Annotated in this window: 15 protein-coding genes and 2 pseudogenes; 6 read left to right on the top strand and 11 right to left on the bottom strand. The window is 58.2% G+C overall.

The window, feature by feature from the left end; translation table 11 throughout:
• Positions 1-89 precede the first annotated feature (89 nt).
• Positions 90-314 carry a helix-turn-helix domain-containing protein gene (locus PV764_RS20105; protein WP_421117422.1) on the bottom strand — a complete coding sequence of 75 codons (225 nt, stop codon included), beginning with the start codon at positions 312-314 and terminating at the stop codon, positions 90-92.
• 130 nt (positions 315-444) lie between these two features.
• Here PV764_RS20105 and PV764_RS20100 point away from each other — a divergent pair, with 130 nt between their 5' ends.
• Together PV764_RS20100 and PV764_RS20095 are read left to right on the top strand one after the other, a co-directional pair.
• Positions 445-768 carry a hypothetical protein gene (locus PV764_RS20100; RefSeq protein ID WP_293984205.1) on the top strand — a complete coding sequence of 108 codons (324 nt, stop codon included), beginning with the start codon at positions 445-447 and terminating at the stop codon, positions 766-768.
• Positions 769-1052: 284 nt separating this feature from the next.
• Complete coding sequence (locus PV764_RS20095; protein ID WP_421117421.1) at positions 1053-3338, top strand: AAA family ATPase; 2286 nt, start codon at positions 1053-1055, stop codon at positions 3336-3338.
• A 328-nt stretch (positions 3339-3666) separates the two neighbouring features.
• On the opposite strand, the gene PV764_RS20090 is transcribed toward PV764_RS20095, so the two are convergent.
• Positions 3667-4068 carry an antitoxin Xre/MbcA/ParS toxin-binding domain-containing protein gene (locus PV764_RS20090; protein ID WP_421117420.1) on the bottom strand — a complete coding sequence of 134 codons (402 nt, stop codon included), beginning with the start codon at positions 4066-4068 and terminating at the stop codon, positions 3667-3669.
• A 986-nt stretch (positions 4069-5054) separates the two neighbouring features.
• Between PV764_RS20090 and PV764_RS20085 the strand changes: the two genes are divergently transcribed.
• Positions 5055-5873 (top strand): hypothetical protein, encoded by an 819-nt coding sequence (locus tag PV764_RS20085; RefSeq protein WP_421117419.1) that lies wholly within the window; start codon positions 5055-5057, stop codon positions 5871-5873.
• A 459-nt stretch (positions 5874-6332) separates the two neighbouring features.
• On the opposite strand, the gene PV764_RS20080 is transcribed toward PV764_RS20085, so the two are convergent.
• Complete coding sequence (locus PV764_RS20080) at positions 6333-7214, bottom strand: hypothetical protein (protein WP_421117418.1); 882 nt, start codon at positions 7212-7214, stop codon at positions 6333-6335.
• Between the two features lie 1043 nt (positions 7215-8257).
• Positions 8258-8728, bottom strand: a complete 471-nt coding sequence (locus tag PV764_RS20075; RefSeq protein WP_421117416.1) for an NIF family HAD-type phosphatase — start codon at positions 8726-8728, stop codon at positions 8258-8260.
• 414 nt (positions 8729-9142) lie between these two features.
• Here PV764_RS20075 and PV764_RS20070 point away from each other — a divergent pair, with 414 nt between their 5' ends.
• On the top strand, positions 9143-9511 hold the full coding sequence (locus tag PV764_RS20070) for a helix-turn-helix domain-containing protein (RefSeq protein WP_421117415.1): 369 nt from the start codon (positions 9143-9145) through the stop codon (positions 9509-9511).
• Positions 9512-9768: 257 nt separating this feature from the next.
• Here the strand turns inward: PV764_RS20070 and PV764_RS20065 are convergent, their stop codons facing one another.
• The 5 genes from PV764_RS20065 to PV764_RS20045 form a co-directional block, all read right to left on the bottom strand.
• Positions 9769-10206, bottom strand: a complete 438-nt coding sequence (locus PV764_RS20065; protein ID WP_421117413.1) for a hypothetical protein — start codon at positions 10204-10206, stop codon at positions 9769-9771.
• Positions 10203-12209, bottom strand: a complete 2007-nt coding sequence (locus PV764_RS20060; RefSeq protein ID WP_421117412.1) for a hypothetical protein — start codon at positions 12207-12209, stop codon at positions 10203-10205. Before PV764_RS20060 ends, PV764_RS20065 begins: the two co-directional genes overlap by 4 nt.
• Entirely contained in the window at positions 12206-13732 is a 1527-nt protein-coding gene (locus tag PV764_RS20055; RefSeq protein WP_421117411.1) for a site-specific integrase, read from the bottom strand. Before PV764_RS20055 ends, PV764_RS20060 begins: the two co-directional genes overlap by 4 nt.
• Positions 13719-14978, bottom strand: coding sequence for a tyrosine-type recombinase/integrase (locus PV764_RS20050; RefSeq protein ID WP_421117410.1), 1260 nt, complete (start codon positions 14976-14978; stop codon positions 13719-13721). Before PV764_RS20050 ends, PV764_RS20055 begins: the two co-directional genes overlap by 14 nt.
• A gap of 633 nt (positions 14979-15611) precedes the next feature.
• A protein-coding gene (locus tag PV764_RS20045) for an IS3 family transposase (RefSeq protein ID WP_149500787.1) occupies positions 15612-16702 on the bottom strand; the annotation gives its coding sequence in 2 pieces (ribosomal slippage) (positions 15612-16444 and positions 16444-16702; 1092 coding nt in all).
• Between the two features lie 605 nt (positions 16703-17307).
• On the opposite strand from PV764_RS20045, the gene PV764_RS20040 reads away from it, so the two are divergent.
• Positions 17308-17751, top strand: a complete 444-nt coding sequence (locus PV764_RS20040; protein WP_047290313.1) for a hypothetical protein — start codon at positions 17308-17310, stop codon at positions 17749-17751.
• 30 nt (positions 17752-17781) lie between these two features.
• On the opposite strand, the gene PV764_RS20035 is transcribed toward PV764_RS20040, so the two are convergent.
• Together PV764_RS20035 and PV764_RS20030 are read right to left on the bottom strand one after the other, a co-directional pair.
• A complete protein-coding gene (locus tag PV764_RS20035; protein WP_149500785.1) occupies positions 17782-19527 on the bottom strand; it encodes an alpha/beta hydrolase in 1746 nt (581 codons plus the stop codon).
• Between the two features lie 242 nt (positions 19528-19769).
• Positions 19770-20333: pseudogene (locus tag PV764_RS20030) on the bottom strand (transposase); the annotation flags it as partial.
• A gap of 70 nt (positions 20334-20403) precedes the next feature.
• Between PV764_RS20030 and PV764_RS20025 the strand changes: the two are divergent.
• Positions 20404-20673 (top strand): annotated as a pseudogene (locus PV764_RS20025) (IS91 family transposase); the annotation flags it as partial.

Below are 20673 nucleotides of genomic sequence, written 5' to 3'. Positions count from 1 at the left end.
CTGCGCTCCATCTGCAACACTCCTGCTGCCGGTAAGCAGTCTTCAGTGTGTTGCGTCGACCGGTTGAATCCAAGGCCAAAACTCGACGCCTAGAGCGCGGCCGCTCTGAGCAACCGGGAAGCCGGCATTCGCAGAACCGCAGCGACCCGAAGAATAGTCGACAAGCGACAGTCCTTCCTCCCTTGCTCGATATGGCCTAACTGCGTCCGATGCATACCCAGGGCCTCCGCGAGCTCCTCTTGGCTCATGCCCATCCGCTGCCTCGCCGCCTGCACGGCGCGGCCAAAAGCTAGTTGGTGAGGGGCGGTAGTCACCCCTCAAAGCTTTGTCTCTGCAGTACTATTGGTCTACAGTACTTACGATAGCATTTAACTCGTGGGCAGCCGGTCCTCGGAAGACACGAGCCACATCTGCGGCCCCTTCGCCGCGTCGAAGGTAGCGACCATGAGCCTGTTCCTAGTAGATCCCGAATCGGACTTCACTCTGGAGTTGGCACTGACGCGTGAGGGCGTGGAGGATGTCAGGCGCCAAATTTCAAAGATCCAGAGTGGCGGGGATGCGGAGACCTTCTCCAGGAGACTCGCCCTGGAGTTGTCGAGGATTCTTCCTGAGCTGCTGGATTGGGACGTCAAGCGCCCGACGAAGGCTCAGATCGCATATGCCAAGACAATCTGCTACCAATTGAAGATCGACCTTCCGGAACAAGCTCTTAGGTCGCGTCAAGCAATGCATCTTTTCATTGCATCCAAAGGGCAATCCGCAAATTAAGCTGCCCTGTAAGGCGAGCTATTTTTCAAGGGGCCAGCGACAGGGACGATGTCCTCAGCCGTGCCGGTTCACACGATGCTCGCAGTACGAGCAGTTGACCAGGGTATCCATTGGGAACGACCCAATTCCCCTGGCCGCCGCTTAACCCTCTTTGACATTGACCAATACCCGCGTGACATCGGGCTGGGCGTGCCCCCGCGAACGGGAGCAAGCCACAATTCGTTAAGTTGCGGATAGAATCCGCTGATGCCTAGGCCAGTCCGCGCCAGCAATTGTACAGGCGCATGACCGCGCGTTATCGTGCGCGAAGATCGGCTGCGCATCAGCGTTTCTCATTAGCGATAAGGGGAAGGAAAATGGCAAGGATAACCATTACTCTTAAGGACTTTGCGAGCTACTCGGAGGCGACTCCGGCGACACTAGTGATCGAGAAGCCAATCGCGATGATCTACGGCACGAACGGTTCCGGGAAGAGCACGATCGCACGCGCATTGAGACATCACAGTAATCCAGCGTTGGGGCCGGCAGGAAAATGCCAGATCTCCGTGACCGGACTGGCAAATCCTGAAATCCTCATCTACGACACTGACTACGTGGAAGACACTTTTCAGCCCAAGGAAGGAGCCGGCATAAAGGGAATTTTCACACTGGGGAAAAAATCTGCAGAGGACCTTGCCGCGATAGCGGAAGCTGAGCAGTTGCTCACGGTGGCCCAAGCAAAACTCCCAGAGTTGGAAGCGCAGATTGCCCAGATTGGCACAGCGCTGGATGCAGCAGAGGTTGCGGCAAAGGAAGCCACTTGGCAGATCAAAAAGGACTATGCACTTAGCCCCCTTAGGTTCTGCTTGGAAAGTGAATCCCTGCTAGGGGACAAGGGTCGCCTGCTCACGCACCTTCTCAAGGTCCCCGCTGCTGACGGAAGCCATTCACTAGAGGAATTGCTCGCCACTGCACACGAGCTTGACGAGGACAACCCCACGGCAAAGCCGGAACCGGTTACGGAAGACTTTGTACACTTTGCACTGGAAGGCGATCCAACTCTCGGAGCCGTGATTGCGCCATCTACCGACAGCAGACTATCTCCGCTTATCGATAGGCTAGCATCGCAGAACTGGGTTAAGGAAGGCATTGAACTGTCGGCACAAACACAGGGTATTTGCCCCTTCTGCCAGCAGACTGAGCCTCATGACCTCAAGGCTGAGCTAGAGCGGATGTTTGATGATGCGTACGAATCGTCCACCTCTCATATCAATCACCTAGTCGATCAATACACCGCCGTGGCCGCGAGTCTCGAAACACTGGCTTCCAGCCCGGCTCTCCAGGACATCTATGCACTAGAAGACGCCGGCCTCCAGAAGGCACTCGGCGACACTCGCGCAATCGTTTCAACCAACCTGGGACTACTACGCTCCAAAGCCTCGTCCCCGAGCGTTCCAGTCTCTCTAACCGACTCCAGTGCAGAGTTTGCGTCACTTCGTGATCGCCTGGATGATCTGCGGGAGCGGGTTCACAAATACAACACCTCAATCGCAAGCATTGCCAATTCACGTAGAACACTCGCAAAACATTTCTGGTCCCGAATGAAGCATGATTACGCGACGGTTATTGCGGCCTACGAATCCGAACGGAATCGCCTAACCCACGAGAGGGAGACCCTCTTGGGCGAGCGCGCTGCCGCTTCGCAGGATGTGGGCATAAAACGGGAAAGTCTTGCGACACTGCGTAAAGATGCTACAAACATAGAATCCGCAGTAGAGAACATCAATAGGCGAATTCAATCCATTGGTCTCTCCGGCTTTGCTATCGAGAAAGATGCCACTCATCCCGGCTACTACCATATCGCCAGAGGCCACCAGGGCAAGGCCGCTTACAAATCCCTGAGCGAGGGTGAGAAGACGCTAGTGACCTTCCTCTACTTCATGGAATGGCTAGCCGGGTCGCACAACTCCAATGGCGCAGCCAACAAGTCCCAACGAATCGTGGTAGTTGACGACCCGATCTCAAGCCTATCGCACAACCACATTTACGATATTGCGTCACTCATTGGCTTAAAGATCATGAAGCCAGCGGAGTTCGCACAGGTGATCGTGTTGACGCATAGCCTGTTCTTCTTCCATGAGCTGCTCAAAGTAGCCTCATCTGAAAAGAAGAAGATGCAGACCTTCCAGGTTCGAAAGGATCCGCACTCTACAATTCAGTCGATTCAACCAGACGACTTGCGCAACGATTATCGAGCGTATTGGAAAGTCATTGCAGATGCTGTCGCATCCGGACGATACAGTGTCAGCCTCCCCATTGCGATGCGCTACGTCCTTGAACACTTCTTCAGCTTTGTCGGCGCACAGCAAAGTCTTGAAGAATGCCTCGTTGAGCTCGAGTCTGAAGCCGGTGAGTTCAAACCGTTCTTCCGCTACATCAACAGGCAATCCCATGCTGATGAGATAAATATCAACGACCTGCCCGCTGTCTCTCCTGAACTTTACCTGGGAAAATTCAGGGAGGTCTTCGTCAAGTGTCAGCAGGAACTTCACTTTGACCACATGATTCAGGTCGCTGCACCGTCTCCGTGACAGCAAGCCGATGCTTTTACGTGGATCGGTGACCAGGTGGCCGCAGCTGCGACAGCAATGAGTCCCATGGCTGGTGCTCAATGCAAGGTGGTTGTGTATTCGCTAGAGTCGGACCTGTTGTAGCTCTCGCTAACGCGATCCCAGCTCTCGTGCCAAGAGCCGGCAGTCGCGCTGTCGTTGTGAAGTCGCCTACCGTGGCTTTCCAACTGAGAGCCTGGCGAGTCTTTCATTGGTTCGGAGTTTGGCTAGTTCTAGGCCAAAAAACGTCAATCCCAGTGCAAGAATCGTCGGCTTCATTACACAGCTCCTGTAGATGGCGGGCTGCAGATTAGGCCCGGTCATCAGTATTTTCCAACCCTTGAGCTTCCAAGTATTGCCGCACGGCTGCAAGGTCGGCGGCCCGACCGCTACATAGCAGTGCCAGCGCAGGAGCACCTTCGAACAGGACGGCAGTGTTGGGCCTACTGAACCAGCGATCTGCTTGCTGCTGATTGGGGAAAATGGTGTGTAGAGCACGGTAGATACCCAGCACATAGCTCACCCGCTCGAGCGTATCGGGCCGAAGTTCGCTCACACCATCCTCATTCAAGGCAGCTAACACGGCGCTCATGGATTGCCCCAAAATTGCGGATTGCTCCGCTTCGGTCAAAGACCAAGCCTTGGCAATTCCAACGAACGCAAGCAGGGCTGGCCGCACCAAACGACGATCGTCAATCGCAAACTTGCTCAAGTTTTGGCCGTGGCAGCGCATAGCTAATAGTACCCGTCCCACATCAAATCCGCCCCCTCCCGAGCATCAGTATCCGAACGGTCACAATGACCTTGTTCCCCAGTCAAGCTGCCGGCCGCTGATTTCAGCATTGAGCAGGATAGGGCTATGTAACCCGAGACCCGGGCAGTCGACGCCGCACCCGTGCGGCAGTTTGAGCCCCCGCTCAATGAATGTGCTTACATCAACCTATTGAGCAGGTCAGTGCCGAGCGCACGGCTGCCACAAGTAGAAGGAGTTTCCGAGTGAACACTGCCGCACCTATGCTCCACGTAGCAAGGACATACGATCAGCTGAAGCTGGATGTTCAGCACTCCGAGACGGCAATCAGGCTTCTCTTGGCAGGTATGAGCGATCATCCGCCTTCGCCGCGTGGTCGGGCCTGTATCGGTCAATTGAGGAGCTGATCAATCTCCCGTTTGCTTTACGCGAATCCCTTGCCCTGCTTCGCACCCTACTTGGCCTTGATATGATCCAGCTCGACGTTCAAGGCTTGCGACGCCTAGCTCTTGATCTGGAGGCGCGCTTCGGAACGGCGCAGAGGGACCGCTTCATGATGGCCTTCTTACAATTTTCCGCAGTTGCAATGCACGCATTGCCTTCGTTGGTTGGCCGGGATGGAGTTCCTAGGAACGTGGGGCAGCTGATCGGATTCCTACAGGCCCACCGAAGGCATTTCCTGGCAGTTGGCTACTTGATCCCAAGATACTGCACTGGATCCATATCCGTCCTGCCTCAGGATGGTTTGAACATAATTCTTCCAATCGTCGCCGGCAATGGGCCACAGGTTACAGGCGCGCAACATGAAACGCTCATCAAGAAGGCGTGTGATTCACTTGGCATCACTCAAGCTGAGCAACACGAACTCGCCATGTTGGACGATCTATTCCTAGAGCCAGAGCGCCTAAGAATCACGGAGATCACCCCCCCCAATCGCTGGGATTGAAATGCTCAAGTCAAAAGAGCAGCTCCCTATAGCGGTCTTCTCAGCACAGGAGCTTCGTAACGAGATCATCGAGATAGAGGCTGCGTATGCCGAGTTTGATCTTTCAGGCACTGAGTTTGCATCCGTTGCAGTGCTTGCAAGGGCGCTTTCGAAGCATGCCAAAGACGGATACAACATCGCTCTCGCTCCAGCTGACTTTGACGAGGTAGTCGCCCGATGCCGGCCATCGAAGCGCCTGATAAACGAACTCAGCGCTGACGCGGATGATTACGCCTCTTCTCTGGATCGTGCCTCGCCGTTCATCTTTTCAGATGGCATGTTCAGGACAACGGTAACATTGGTTATGCGCTTCTGCTATCGCTGGAGGAGCATTTCGCTTGATCGCGGCAAGCGATATCAGATCAGATCCGGCTTTATTTTCGAGAAGGCCGTTGGCGATGCACTTGTTTCCCAGGGATTTACTGATTTGGGAGTAAAGCGGATTCAGAGCCAGGAGTTCGACGTTCTGATGATGCGAGAAGGCGTACTGTGGAATGTTCAGTGCAAGAACAACTTCACTAACCTCGCAACAGTGACCTCCACACCTGCCCTGTTTGCATCGTACAACAAGAGGCTAGTGCGCCAGTATGAGCGAGCGATTTCCAAAGAGCTGGCGCGCGAGCACCTCCTCAAGGAGCGATTCTCAGTCGATCGGATCTATCATTTGGTAGTGACTAGGTTCCCCGTCGTTTGCGCCGAGCGGAGGATCGTACCCTTCAGCAGGATCAGCGCGTTCTCCACGCTTGCCGATCAACTTGAGCGCGACAAGTCCTCCAAGTGAGCGCGGTATCTGCTGACAGCGACTTTGCGCCCAGGGATGGAATGCACCGGCGCTGCCATGTGACTTAAGACAGCGGCGGACCCGTCGAGGGATTCATCAACGTTGTCCCGTAGCCTGGCTCGGTCCTGCCGATAACTTGACGACATCGGGAGCTTCGTCCTTCCGCACCAGCATCGACAAGCCTGACTTTGCGATAGCCGGGGCGGCCAACTGCTTAGACTCAGCTTAGCTTTTTGAGGAGGAGTCTGACACCGGCAACTCCGAGTCTTGTGCCGATGTTGAGATCTGCGATCGATGTCCGGAAAAGTGGAGTTCGCACATGACTCGGGTTGGCCCTACTCCGCTCCGTCTTTGTCGACGGAGTCACGCCATGCTCGTCGAGCTTGGCCGACTGCGGAAGATCATCAGTGGCAGATGGTGATCGGCGCACGTACGGATCGTCTTCTTGGGGTCGAGGACTTAGCCTTCCTCATCGCGCATGTCCGCAAAGCGCGCGGATTCACCGTCTGCGGCCGCCGGGCCCCAGTTTCCATAGATGTCATCTTTCTTGCTTCTGATGATCTCTCCCAGGCTGGAGGTCATCTCGCTAGCTAGGTTGAGCATCCTTGCTGCAGCCTCGTAGCTGATCGAACGTCCACCGACTACCTCGTCGATGAGCACCATCAGACTTTCAATTGCAGCGCCTTGTCCTGGCTTGAGAACTCGCGTCCTCTCAAGCTCAGACAGGATTCTGCTCGATTCCAGCCTTATGTACTCACTAGGCAGACACATCATCCCCAGACGACGAACCCTGGTCTCAATTGCCGCGCGCTTCCTGGCCATTTCCACCCGGACACCGCTCGTATAAGACTTGTCATTCTCACCATTCAGACCAGCCACAACTGCCAGGATTTGATCACTCCACCCCTCTCCATCGGCCGATGAATAGGCTTCTCGTGACGTCTTCGAATAGCGGAGGGCGTCATGAGAATTCGGCGTCGGCTCAGCAATTGACCGGTCAGCAGAGAAGGCAGGCTCAGGGGCAGCAGGAGGCAGCTGCGCTCGTTTGCTTTTATCCCTGAGGAGCTCTTGAGAATCGTGCCCTGGTAGCAGTCCGGCATCCACTGCTTGCCCTTCGACCTCTGCAACGTCCTGGAGTTCGATCTTGCCTATTCCAGGCAGCTCGACGGATTTAACCAGAGGGGCAACCCAAGGAAGTGCCGCGATCACCAGCAGAACGAGCGTAATGATGTCGATCTTAATTTGGGGCCAAATGAGATGGGCGCCAGCTACCAGCAACGCCGAGATGGTCAGTGTCCAACGAATGCGCCTGCGTTCAACAAGCTCCATCTGCTTCTTCATCACGAACTGCTCCACTCTTGTCAGCGCATTGTCTTGACCTGACATGATCACATACGAGAGATGTGTAGCAAGTACTGCCTTTCTAGAACCATTCAACTGGGCCTCCAATTGAGGGGTATAGCGGCACAACGGATGCAGCCGATATCCCAACACTGGTTCTGCCGCATCATGGCTGTCGCCGGTGCGTCGATAAACGCTTGAGTCGCCCGCGGGAGCTCGCAGCCGACCTTGCCAACCCAACAGCTCTTGTAGCGCCAGCTGGGCCTCATGGGATGTATCATCATTCGGACGGAGGCGTCATCCACGCACACCACCATCTTGGTGACTTGTTAATCCTGGATAAGGATGCGATCTCGTGCTGCTCGGAGTCCTTACTACGGAATGGTGTTGGCCCCACGACTGGCACCTACAGTCGCAGATTACTTGGGCCTGCGAGTCGCCATGCCGCAGGCCTCCATGTATTCATTCTCAACGAGTTCCACAAAGCCGTATCTTCAGCGGAAGGCTCTCGGGTAGACACTGGCGGCGAGTCATCTCAGTAAGGCTGCTCTCGGAGATCTTCTCCGAACTCGCACTTAACAGCATGCAGAACGCGGGCAGGGTCGGCGCTCAGCATCGCGGCCGGTGTTGCACCGCAGAGTTGCGCGTGCGGTGACAAGAACCACTCGGCCTCGCCCCAGCCGGTACTGCGGCGCAGGCCATCCGTCTCGCGCTGGAAAGGACCAAAGTCGCGTAACACTGCTAGGATCTCGGCTAAGTGCTCAACAGGCCGGCCATCGGGGCGGAACTGCCAGGTCGGGTAGCGGTAACTAAGGGGGGATTGCGTGGTGTACACGCCCAGCAGCTTCCCCTGACGTCGCAACTCACTTGCGCGGTGGCAGCCTCTGCCGGGCTCTGAGTCCAGCCTGGCAGTAACCTGTGCTGCGCTAAGCCACTTTGCGGCGAGTTTTTCGCGCTGTGCTGCGGCGTCACGCAGGATCTGTTGTGTGGGCGCGGGGCGGATCATGCGAGCGTGGGCTGCGCTAACGATTGTTCATGCATGACTACGCCTCCCCGCTCCGGGCTACGGGGTGCACGTCATCGTCCACAACGCCTGTGCGATCAAGCAAACGATGGAGTACGAAGTTGAGACCATCATCATCTAGTGGGTAAGGAGATCCGAACAACGGGACCTGGACCCAAAGGTACTCCTGCCCGGGATGGACATAGGGGCCATGATCATCGAGCAGTAGTGCCTCGCCCAAATTTGGCGAGGCAAGGCGTAGATCCTTCGTCTTTCCTGACCACCTGATGCAAGGCAGTTCCATGAACCAAGCCGGGGCACTGCCTTCGCGCGCCAGCAGCGCGGCGATGCTGCGAAAGCGATCTTCGGGGACTGTTGTGAACATCGCCAGCTGATCAAACAGCGCGTGGATTTCCTCAAGGAACCAGTAGAGCCCGGGCCTGGGGATCTGGCTGATTGCATTTGAGATAAGCGTTCCCTCAAGATCAAGGGCCAAGATGGTCGGCTTCATATGCTGCCTCTGTCTTTGTTGCATGCGCTCAACCTTGCTCTCTTGGCCGATCGCTGTCTATCGCGTGAGCCTACTGGTACGCATGGGGCTCTTCTCTCGGTGCGGGCGCGGCGCATACAACCCACAGGTGTACCGCAGGAGCCACAAGTTTGAGGGCATCGTTGCTATCCCCATCCGGACGTCGAGGTTGCTGCGTTCTGGCCACGACCGCGGCGTTGTTTCGAGTGGCTCGCGCAACTCAGCTGCAGCTGAATGACGACGATTTGGTGTCCAGCACACGACAGCGATTACCTTTGTCTGTCCGGAAGTGCAAAGACCATGACATCTTCGTGGAATGAGGCATAGTCTGGTGCCGGTGGATCTGTCTATCCAGGTCTCTATACCGCAAAGAATTTGACGCCGTCACGCTGAGCTATGGAGATACCAGAGTTGCGCCTTTTCCCGCGCACAACGGAAGAAATCAGCCCTAATGAGCACATTTGCGCGCAAAGGAGTCACATGCCAATCCAGTCTCCTGAAGAAATTGCCGAGACCTTAGGAAAGCGAATAAGAGCCCGCCGCCTTCTGGCCAACGTTTCGCAAGTCGCGTTGGCGGACAAAGCAGGGATTTCTCGTAGAGCATTGGTGCAGCTTGAGAGCGGGCAAGGATCAACGGTCCACACGCTGATCTCCATCCTCAAAGCACTGGGCTTGGAGCAGCAGCTGGCCCTACTTGTACCAGCGCCGACGGTTAGCCCAATGGCTATGCTAAAGGCTAAACGGTTGCGCAGCCGGGCGAGCTAGGGCGGAGAGCGGCGCTTGGTAGCCTTCGACGCCGCAAGGGTCGCCATCTCTTACCTGTCCAATTCTGCAGAGGCTCGACCCTCTCGCGAGATCGTTATCGAATTTAGTGCACAGTTATTCGGTAGCGTACAGCTCTTGGCGAGGCGGTGCCACGTCAATCATTGCGAAATTTCTGCGACAAGAGTTTCTGTCGTGCATACCACCGCACAACCAGCGGCCCAGGATCTTGGCAGTAGCGGAACGCAGGCACCATACGCTCACTCTTTCACGGGCTTCGACTGATCGCGACTTGGCTTCGGCAGTGGGGCGTTCAGCATGAGCATGGTCACCCCCTTGCGCTCAGCGTTGAGAGCCCACGTTACAAACTGCTCCTTGAGCAGCATGTTCTCACTTTTGAGCCGCTGAACAGATCTTTGCAGCCGCTCCACCTGCTCCAAAGCAGCGCGCACCTTCTCGTCCCTCGGAATGGACTGCTCGCCCGCCCAAGTACCTCTCAAAGCCTCCTTCCGCAGCGTAAAGGCGTTGGCGATCTCTGGATACGCACTTAGCGTAAACCTGGAATATGCAATGCCCGTCGTCCTCTCCACTGCAGCGATAAGCAGGCCCCATGTCAGCTTGCCCTTCCAGCCGTCAATAGCATCGAGGACGCTACCCACGAGATCCTCTGTGAGGTCAGGAGCACGTTTCTTCTTCATTTGGCTAGCTTCAAATTCTTGGACCTGGACAAACTACGTTGAACTTCACTGCGGTCTACGATCAGTGCTGCATTGACGATGTTCAGCCGAATGCGTGCACCAGCGGAAACTGAATTGTCCTCCAATATAGCCAGCAGCGAATCAATTCTCTCCAGCGTCAGCTCCTGATGCTTCACCCATGTGTCTGCGCCGTACTCCTCTTCTTCAAGTGCAAGCTTGGCAGCCACCAGAAGCGACTCGGTCTCCTTCTTCAATGCACGCAGGTTCCGCTCCTTCTGCTCCTCCCCCTTCACGCACTCCTGCTCCTCGCAATTGATGCAATCGCGATACATCGGACATGGCTCGCTTGCGAAATCATGCACGCACCAGCCAAACGCGGTTGTGTGGGCGGCTGAGGCACCCGCCTCGGAGAATCGGCTTCGCAAGATGATGTGCTTGGACGGCTTGTCGACCAGATTGGCCATGAAGCCAGATGCGATGGCTTGACTCACTGGAGCTTGGACTTCGTCAGAGGTCATATGGTCGTATGCGCGGTTCTGCGCTACGTCCTTGCGGCCGGAGAAGATCGCAATCTCGACGTCACTCATACCTCCCATCTGAGCAAGCATATTCAAGTAGTGCCGAAGCGAATGCGTGTTCATGTTGATTGGGGTGCCGTCATCCTCGGCATATCCGAATCGCGTGAAGATGGACGGCTGGCCATCATGCGTAGTAAGCGCGTTTGCGATCGCCCCGTAGTCCACGCAACTGAACATACACGTATAGGTACCCCTGTGGGCATGAAGCTCATTGACAAGCACAACACCGATCGAGTCCCGACATAGCAGGTTAGGCGCGCCAGGGACAAATGGAAATGTGCGAGGAAGCATCGCGATCACTGCCTCCTCTACATCTGAAAAACGAAAGCACATCTGCCTTCCCCCCATCTGAACTGGTTCAAGCTTCTTCGCGCTCCTCGCCCAATGAAATGCAGAACGGAAAGCACTCTCGTCACCCCAAAGTATCAGCGCAATCTGAGCCGGAATCAGAACCTCTACCCCTCTAAGATGAGCTACATCATCACCTAGAAACAGCACGCCCGGATTCTTCGTGTACCACGTAGCAACTCGGTTCGCCGCATGCGTTGCAATCAGAAGCTTCCTCAGAGCTTCTCTCGCGATAGATGCCATCTGCGTGGGCAGCCACTTGATGGTGTCCTTCGCTCCCTTCGATCCCGGCCACCGGAAGCCCAGCTTTGCCTGAAAGCGCCCCGAGCCCTCAACTATGCAATTGCGCTCCAGTCGCAGCGCTTCGTTGATCCGTTCCGGCGCGCAGCTCAGAAGGGCCGAATAGCTCGAAACAAGGACGTCCAGAGGCTTGACCGCTTCTTGGAATATGCCACCGAGCCCGCGCAGCGCGGCAGCTGATGGCAGCTTGTCCTGTCGCGCCTGCATGGCCTGCTCGGATATTCGGGAACCGAGCTCCTTCGGCTTCACCAGGCTGCAGTTCCAATTCTGCGTCAGGCTGATGAAATTCTTTTCCCTCATGAACTTCGCAATGAGCTCCAGCTGGCCACCAACCCTATATGCTACCGAGGGCGAAACCGATCTCACAGCAAGCTCAACCGCACTATCCAGAACACCGATGTCAACTGCGGTCGGCCTAGATGCCTTGTTCCCCTGGCGCAAAGCGGCTTCTAGAAAGCGTAGAGCAGACACTCGAATGCTCTGCGAGACCACCGGCCGACAATCGTGAAGATAAATCAGAGTGGCCTTCGCAAAATCCAGAAATGGCTGTGGCATCGTCTCGACGCTTCGCCCGCCCCGCACAGATTCATAGGTACTGAAGACTGCCCTGTGTACTTTGTTGTGGCCCTTAAAACTACCCAGACTCCAGACATCGCTATCGAACTGACAGTTTGCTCCTAGGACCTTGCTTTTGCGGCAAATCGTTATGAACTGTTGAATGTTCTCGCGCGGCTCAAGCTCATCCCTCGGCGTAAAGTGGAGTACATTCTTTGTCATATATCCACCCCGCCGTCCCGCTGCTTCCGCACGTGCGCACAGTCTGCAATGACCTCCCGGATTGCCATGATCGCGAGATTGTTGATCGCCGCCATTCTAGGATCTGCTGCCCATTGATCACGCTCTCGCTCGAGGCGGGCCAGGACCAACTCGTGTGGACCGTCAAGCCAAGGTTCAAAGCGGAAGCATGTATAACAGGCAACCGGTTTATTCAGCGCACACCCCCGCCCACCGGCAGAGCAACTTGCTAACGGATTACTGGATACGCGGAAATCAATGATTCGGCTGCCTGCCCTACCCGCCTGTGTAGCTTGTTCTTCAGCATCGATCATGCGGCCACGGAAGGCTCGGGCCAGCGGAGCGAGCTGCTCTCCCATGGCGTGGTCAATGTTGTCCACGATGTCCGGAGATGCCTCAAAATACACGTCTACGTTCTGAAGGTCGGCATGACCCAACCTATCAGCGATCTCAGCCTTACTTGCCCCCTCTTCGGCTAAGCGCGTGCCGTACGTGTAGCGAAACCTCCTCGGATTGATTGGGATCTTCTCGAAATCCAGTCTGGAGGTAAGCGGAGCGATAGAGCCAAGAATTGTGCTGAAAATTCGACTCAATAGTTGTTGCGTGCAGTGGCCAAAGAACGGATCACCTTCAGCCCTTTGATCCCGACGAGGCCGACGCCACATCACCTCTTCCTGAAGAAAAAGCGCTGATTCGGCATCGCAATCAACACGACTCTCGATAAGATCAAGCACCAAGCGCGCAGTCGGATGGCTAATGGGGAATACCGTGAATGACTCGCGAGAGTGATCGAGGCCATTCTTTACTTGAGGAAGCTCCAGCAGATATGAGCCATTGACGCACGTGAAATCCTTCACCTTCAAGGATGCGAGCTGGGAGATCCGACCGCCTGTAGCGAACAGAAGTCGTGTTAAAACCAGTACCCAGAGAGGAATCTTCTCCTGCCCGTAGGCAGCATCTACTGATCTGTAAAGAGCAACGTACTCTTCATCTGAGTACGGGCCTTCGACAGGACAGCTTTGTCTTACTGCCCGGCCTTTGGCATTTCCTGGCTTGCGCCTTTCCCGAAGATACTCGGCGCAGTCGGCACGAACACCCGGCAACCCCAGCTTGACCCACTTTTGAATCAGTACATTCAGCCAACCTACGCGCCATGCCTCGTCTTCGGCCAACCGAGCCCTATAGGAAGACAAGTCCTCGACGCCAATTGATTCGACGGGCGACTCAAGTTCGGTTTCGCGGAGAAAATGGAGAAATTCGTTGAAGAGGTTAAGGGCGTATGTGGGAGCATTGCTTCTTACGAGGATGTGCAGCGTGTACTTTAATGATTCCACGAACTGATTGTCATGCATCGAAAGACGACTAAAGTCCATACGGATTGAGAACACACCGTCAACCCACTGCCACATGTCATCTCGAGGATTAAACACCAGGCCACTCCGAGTCAGCGCCCTTGAAGGGAGCCTCGTGAGTGACACCGCCCTGGCGAGATTACTGCTTGCCATTGATCTTCCCCTCCAAGTCCTCTTGAATCCTCAACGACAGCTGCTGTGCCTTCCTATCCGTGTGCCGCCGCGTGTATGTTGTCGCCGTCTTCGAGTTGTCGCTCCAACCTTGCTGGGAGTTCCGGGCCCGCTGCTCCGCAATCTCCGATAGGCCGATGGCATCTGCCTGCTCAGAGAATCGCTCGTTCCATGTGTGTCGCATCACATGGCTCGTTATCTTCACCGAGAGGTCCGGGCAAGCAGCCCTGATCTGCTGAAAAATCTTGTCGATGCTTTTCTGCGATAGCGCATCGCCCTCATCAGATACGATCAGCTGAGGGTGCCTTCGCGCCAACTTGATAACACGGCGCTCTTTCACATAAGCAAGCAGTACTCGCATGATCGACGGTGCGACCTCGAGGGTCCGATCACTGGTCTTCGTATTTGGTTGACTGAGCCTTGCGTCTTCCGGCGCATCAGCGCGCCTTATGATGTCGATCTTTGGCTGATCCGCGTGTATGTCTCTAAGCTGCAAGCCGAGCAGCTCACTTCGGCGAATGCCGATTGCCAAGAGGAGAACAACGATGAGCCAGTTTCGTCGACGGGTGAACCCACGCACCCACGGATTGGTGGGCGACTCCGGGTGAACGACCACGAGAACTCGATCCTGCTCCTCCATACTCAAGCCCACACGTGCGCCCAACTTGGCCCGCTTAGTGATGCGCGGAATATGCTCCCGAAAGCCTGCGAGTGCATGAAGGGTTTCGGCCCTTAGCTCGTCGCGCTGCACACGCGGCAAAGTTGCCCCAACGTAACTAGAGATGTATGACAGGAAGCCCGCTATGTAGCGTAAGCGCGAGGCACGGGTCTGAACGTCGACCACGCGTTTCAAGACCTCAGTATCGCTTCTGCCCCGTCTAGCGCTGATTGTCCGAACATTGATCGCGGAGGATGGCTTACTTACCTCCTCGTCGCCATCCTGCACCCAGTACTGGGCGGCCGTGGCTATGCGCGCTAGTTCCGGCGCCGTTAGAAACTCACCGTGGCAAAGGCGTTGAATCAGGTCGATCTTCTCAGATCTTAGGCTGTTGTAGAGGACAGCTATGCTTGCGCAAGCAAAGTGAATCGTGTTCGCCGCGAGCCCCTTCGTCCTGAACGTGCCCAGGTAGAGCGTCACTTCATGCGCAGGGAGGCCACTGGGTCCACGGAGCACCGAGTGCCGCTCTCCGTTTTCAAATCTGATTCGCTCAGCCGTGTAGCCAGTCATCTATCAACACCTCGGGTAGGTAGAAGGTTAGATCACAGCGAAATTCTGCCAGAAATAAATGTTGTTAACGAAAAAGGCCTCCAACCGTAGGGAAGGAGGCCTCTATCAACAACAAAACGCTTAAGTAGGACCTAGAACGGTTGTGAACCCACAGATCGCAGCGCTCTCAACGCGAAACCATCGCAAGTTCCTGTATCTAAAGGCTTTTTCTTGATCATTGAAACTCGCATTTATACATTGAGAGAGGTTTTTGTTGTAAAAGACGGATTTCGAGCCGAAAGCGACCGCCTTTTTCTACATAGGTAGCAATCCTAGCAGCGCGCAGAGGCAAGCGCTTACTTACCGCTTCGGGCACCACCTTTGGCGTGCTGGTCAAGGAACTTGCCCATCGCAACCTTTTTCTTCAGCACGTCGGCCGGGATCTCGAGCCCCTCTCGTCGCGCAATGGCAACCGCGTACTGGATCTGCGCCTGGGACGGTGGCCTCAAGTCATAGTCCAAGTACATGTCAACGACCGGACCGACAGCCTGCGCAACCCGATTGGCGAGTCGCTGAAGCTTGACCGGATCCGCTCTCGAACACTGCTCCCGACGTCCCCCCGCTTTCAGTAGCGGAGCTGTTTGGAGCCCGGCTTTATCGTAGCGGTTTCACCGCCAGCTGTTGGGCATAGGCGGCAGGCGTTAGCCCGCCGAGCGATTTCTTCGGCCGCTCTTCGTTGTACTCCCGCCGCCAGCGCTCGATCTCGGTGCGCGCGTGCAGCAGTGTCGGGAACCAGTGTTCGTTGAGGCATTCGTCGCGCAGGCGTCCGTTGAACGATTCAACGTAAGCGTTCTGATTCGGCTTGCCCGGCTGGATCAGACGCAGCGACACGCCACGTTCGTGCGCCCAGGCCACCATTGCCTTGCCGCAGAATTCCTTGCCGTTATCGGTCCGGATCACCTTCGGCAGGCCACGGCTGAGTGCCAGGCGGTCCAGCACGCGGCTGACGCCGTGGCCCGAAATCGCACGCTCGACCTCGATTGCCACCGCCTCGTGGCTGGCGTCATCCACAATCACCAGACACTTGATGACACGGCCGTCGGCTGTGCGATCGAAGATAAAGTCCATCGACCACACCTCGTTGGCCGCAACCGGACGAATCAGTGGTTGCCGTTCGCCCAGGGGCACCTTCTTGCGCTTGCGCCGCCGCACCTGCAGTTTCGCCTGCTGATACAGCCGCTCGACGCGCTTGTAGTTCACGACCTGGCCGCCTTGCCGCAGCTTGAGGTAGATCATGCCCACCCCGTAGCGCTTGTGCCGATGCGCCAAGGCCTGGATCTGCGCCCGCAGTTCTACATTGCGGTCCGGACGAGGCGTGTAGCGCAGTGCGCTGGCACTCATGCCGACCACGCGCAGAGCGCGCCGCTCGCTGAGTCCTTTTCTTGCCATGTAGCGCACCTGCTCGCGTCGGGCGGGTGCGCTCACCATTTTTTTCGCAGCACGTCCTTGATCACCTCGTTCTCGAGGACCTGCTCGGCCAACAGCTTCTTCAACCGCGCGTTCTCGGTCTCCAGTTCCTTCAGGCGCTTGGCCTCCGACACATTCATGCCGCCGAACTTGCTGCGCCACAGGTAGTACGACGCCTCGCTGAAGCCGTGCCGACGGCACAGCTCCTTGACCGGCAGCCCGGCCTCGGCCTCACGCAAGAAGCCGATGATCTGCTCTTCGCTGAAACGCTTTTTCACGTCCAATCTCCTTCTCGTTGGGGATTGGACTCCAAAGCAGCTTGCTACTCAATTGAGGGGGGGCGTCGCTCCTGAAGCGACTCCAGCAGACCAGCTTCCAGCGGAAGCTCGAGCATCACACCGCGTTCTGGGTCCAGCAACATTAGAGGCATAGTCACCGCCTGTTTTAGATAGGCGTCCCATAAGGGACTGGCGCTAAAGGTAGCATGCTGAGGGCGGAGCAAAGCTGAGCCAGCACGCGCTGAAGGACTTGCTGCCGCTAAAAGCTCCCTCAGGCTCAGCGGCCTGGCGATCGCTTCAGCTACCTAGGGATTCGGTGAGAAATGGCTACGCACTGAGCCGCTGCGCGGCCCCGCGATGTCGAAAACCCACGCATGAACCCCCGATCTGTGCCCGATCTGTGCCCAAAGCGGCGCTTGCGCGGCCGCTTCCTACCCGCCAGACTCGCAAAAAAGGGCGGTTGAACTTCCTATACCCGCTTCCGCATCGCCGGCCGGCTGAACTACGCCGACACCGACGACCATCGCGACCGCCTGGCGAACGCGCGCTTCATCGAAGGCAACGCCGGCTTCGCCTGGCGGCCGTGGGATAGCGCGCGCTGGGAAATGTTCGGCCGCTACACCTACCTGTACGACCTCTCCAGCCTGGGCCAGCGCGAGCAGGACTACGACCAGAAAACCCAGGTGCTGTCGGTGGAAGGCGTCTACCGCCACGACCAGCATTGGGAAGTGGCCGGCAAGCTCGCCCGGCGCGAGGGCGAGGTGCGCTACGGACGCGGCAGCGGGCCGTGGTTCGACTCGGCCACCGACTTCGCCGCGCTACAGCTGCGCTACGAGGTGGTCTACGCCTGGCACGCGCTGGCCGAATACCGCTGGCTGGACGTGCAGGCCGGCGGCACGCGGCAGGGCTGGCTGGTCGGACTGGACCGCGACATCGGCAAGAACTTCCGCATCGGCGCCGGCTACAACTTCACCGAGTTCAGCGACGACCTGACCGACTTCGACTACGACCACGAGGGCTGGTTCCTCAACATGGTCGGGATGTACTGAGGGTGCCGGTCCACGCAAGACCGTCGACGTTCAGCCGTCCACGGTCTCCTCGCCGCCATCCTTGGACAGCTCTTCGGCCCGGCGCTCATCCAGGTGGCGCTGCAGGCGGGCCACGTCTTCGGGCGACCAGTCGTCGATGCCGGTGACTTCCAGCCAGGCGTTGATGTAGTGCGATGGCGCGTAGACGTGGCCGAAACCCATTGGTGCGCTCATCGACAGCGAAGTATCCATTGCCATCTGCATCATCGTCACGACCGGATACCAGCGCATCGCCGGGGATACGTCCGGCGGGCGCGGGGCATCGAGCAGTTCCGGTTCGCGGAACAAGCCGTGACGGTCGAAGAACGTCACCGCGTCGCTGCCGTACTGCAGGTAGACCACGCGCATCGGGCCCCACGGCGTGCCGGGCGGGGTGGAGCTGCCGTCCTGGTTCATGAAGCGGACGAACGAGCCGTCCTGGAACTGCGGCAGCCACACCGGCGAACCGGGATTGCGCGAGCGGGTCAGCCCGGCCCACTTGCTGGCGGCGAACGGAGGTCCGCTCCAGACCGCGCCATCGAATGGTTCGCCGAGCAGCTCGAACATCTCGAACGAGCGTTCCGAATTGAGCGCGCCCAGGCTCAGGCCGTGCAGGTACAGCTTCGGCCGCCGCTCGGGCGGCAGCGTGCGCCAGTAGCCGTAGACCTCGCGGAACAGTGCGCGCGCGGTGACCCCGCCTGTGTCCGGATCCAGGAACAGCGTCAGCGGACTGGACAGGTACGAGTACTGCACCGCGACGCTGGCCACATCGCCGCGGTAGAGATATTCGATGCCGTCGATGCCGGACGGGTCGACCCAACCGGTGCCGGTCGGAGTGATGATGATCAGCGCCTTGCGCTCGAAGCCGCCGACGCGCTTGAGTTCTTCCAGCGCCAGCTGGGCGCGCTCTTCGGGCGTGTCGCCGGTGGGCAGGCCCGCGTACACGCGCAGCGGCGCCTTGGCGCCGGGACCGGCGTAGGCGGCGAGTTCGTCGGCGGTGGGGCGGGCATCGACGTAGCGCCGGCCCATGCGCCCGAGCTGGTTCCAGGCCACTAGCGACTGCGCGCTGCCGGGGCTGTCCCATTCGGTCGGCGGCGGCATGTCGGGCGGGATCAGTGCATCGGCCTGGCGATAGGAGGCGTCCAGGGTGTCCAGCAACGAGGACAGGATCACGCCGTTGACCAGGCCCACCAGCAGCAGCACGCCGGCGATCGCACCGACCACGTGCGCGATCCGTCGCGGCACCTTGTGGGTGACCAGGCGCATCACCGCCTTGATGATCATCAGCGCGATGCGGCCCAGCACGACCAGCAGCAGCGCCACGACCGCCGCACCCGCGAGTACGCCCAGGATGCGCGATGGACCGGCGGGAGCCAGGTGCATCAGTTCGCGGACGATGTTTTCCCAATGCTGGCTGCGCCAAAGCGCGAGCGCGGCGATGACCGCGCAGGCGACGACCGCGATACGGCGGCGACGCGGCTGTCCCGCCGGCCCGGGGAGCGGCAGCTCCAGGTATCCCCACAGCCAGCGCAGCAGCACGCCCAGGCCGTAGCCGGCGGCCAGGCACATGCCCGACAGCACCGCCTGCGCGACCGTGATCCGTGGCGTGAGGCTGGGCGTGAGCGAGGCGGCGAAGAACAACGTCCCCAGCACGAGCCCGGTATTGCCAAGGCGCGCCAGCAGCGAACGCCGGAGCCGGGTGAACCAGCCATCGGATGTAGTACCGGAAGCGAGTGCAGCGTCGTCGTCCTGTCGCATCAAGTATCCCCTGCGAGTGGTCCCCTTGGGCCAATATGCCGGCCACGGATAGGCGTTTTAACCGCATGAGGCCAAGTATCGCACCGCGGAAGCGCCATCAAGCCGGCTGAGACACTCGATTTTCCCGCCCAGGTGTCAGGTTCACCACCAGGGTTTGGCGTTCAGGAGAGTGATTTGCGGCGCTCGGCGTGTACCGGGCGCAGAGCCAGTTCGCGGCAAGTCAAAATCGCCGCTTTGTTCATTCACCAACTGATGCGCTGATCGACCTCAAAGTCCGGTGCCGGTTGCGCCGCTAGGTCCCAGTCTGCTGGCTCGGTTTGCGCCCCGTCATCCATCTGCGCATCACTACAGTCATCCCACAGCGGTGGCCCGCGCGCCGGGGAGATGCGGGGTGGCTCTGAATCTGCCCCGATGTGGTCCAGGATGTGCCGGATGTCAGCGCTGTGCGTAATGAACGCGATGATGCGCATATGCCCGCCACACAGCGGACACAAGAGGGGGAACACCTCGTAGATGCGGGCGATCAGCACCGCCCACAGGTAGTGCGCTGCACGCTTGGGCAGCACCGGCTCGCTCTGGGATGGCAGCGCGCTGCTCATCGGTACCACACCAGGCGCGCACTCCCCCGTGCTGATCGACGCGCCCAGCACGGGAGCGGCTCGCGCCGGTGTCGCCAGCGCCGTCACCGCAGCCCTGAGCGGCGAGTTGGGTGCCAACACGCCAAAATAGCGGTGCCGGTGGGTGCGTGGCGGGGGAACCAGCGCGGCAATGCGGTCGATCAGCTCCAGCGGTGTGAGGTGCAGCTCATAAAGGCCGATATGAACCGGCCGGGGCGGGCGCAAGCCTGAGCAGCCATTCCCTGCACCGGAGTGTTTCGTGCCGCGCCTCGCCGCGACCGTGTCGCAGCTGCAGGATGCCGTGGCGCACGCAACGTCGCCGGCAGCGCATCTGCCCACGGCTCGCTATGCGCCTCACCGTCCCGAGCGCACGCTGCTGTATTCGCTGGTGCAGGCGCATTGGCCGGACTTTCTCGCGCGCCGTGAGGTAGAAGACCGCCCGCTGCCCGAGCATGTGCGCGAGGAGTTCGAGACCTACCTGCGCTGCGGCGTGCTCGAGCACGGCTTCCTGCGCGTGGTCTGCGAGCAC

Origin of the sequence: Stenotrophomonas sp. AS1, assembly GCF_048957655.1 — a bacterium.
Taxonomy (GTDB): domain Bacteria; phylum Pseudomonadota; class Gammaproteobacteria; order Xanthomonadales; family Xanthomonadaceae; genus Stenotrophomonas; species Stenotrophomonas bentonitica_A.
This window is presented reverse-complemented; position numbering and strand designations above follow the sequence as displayed.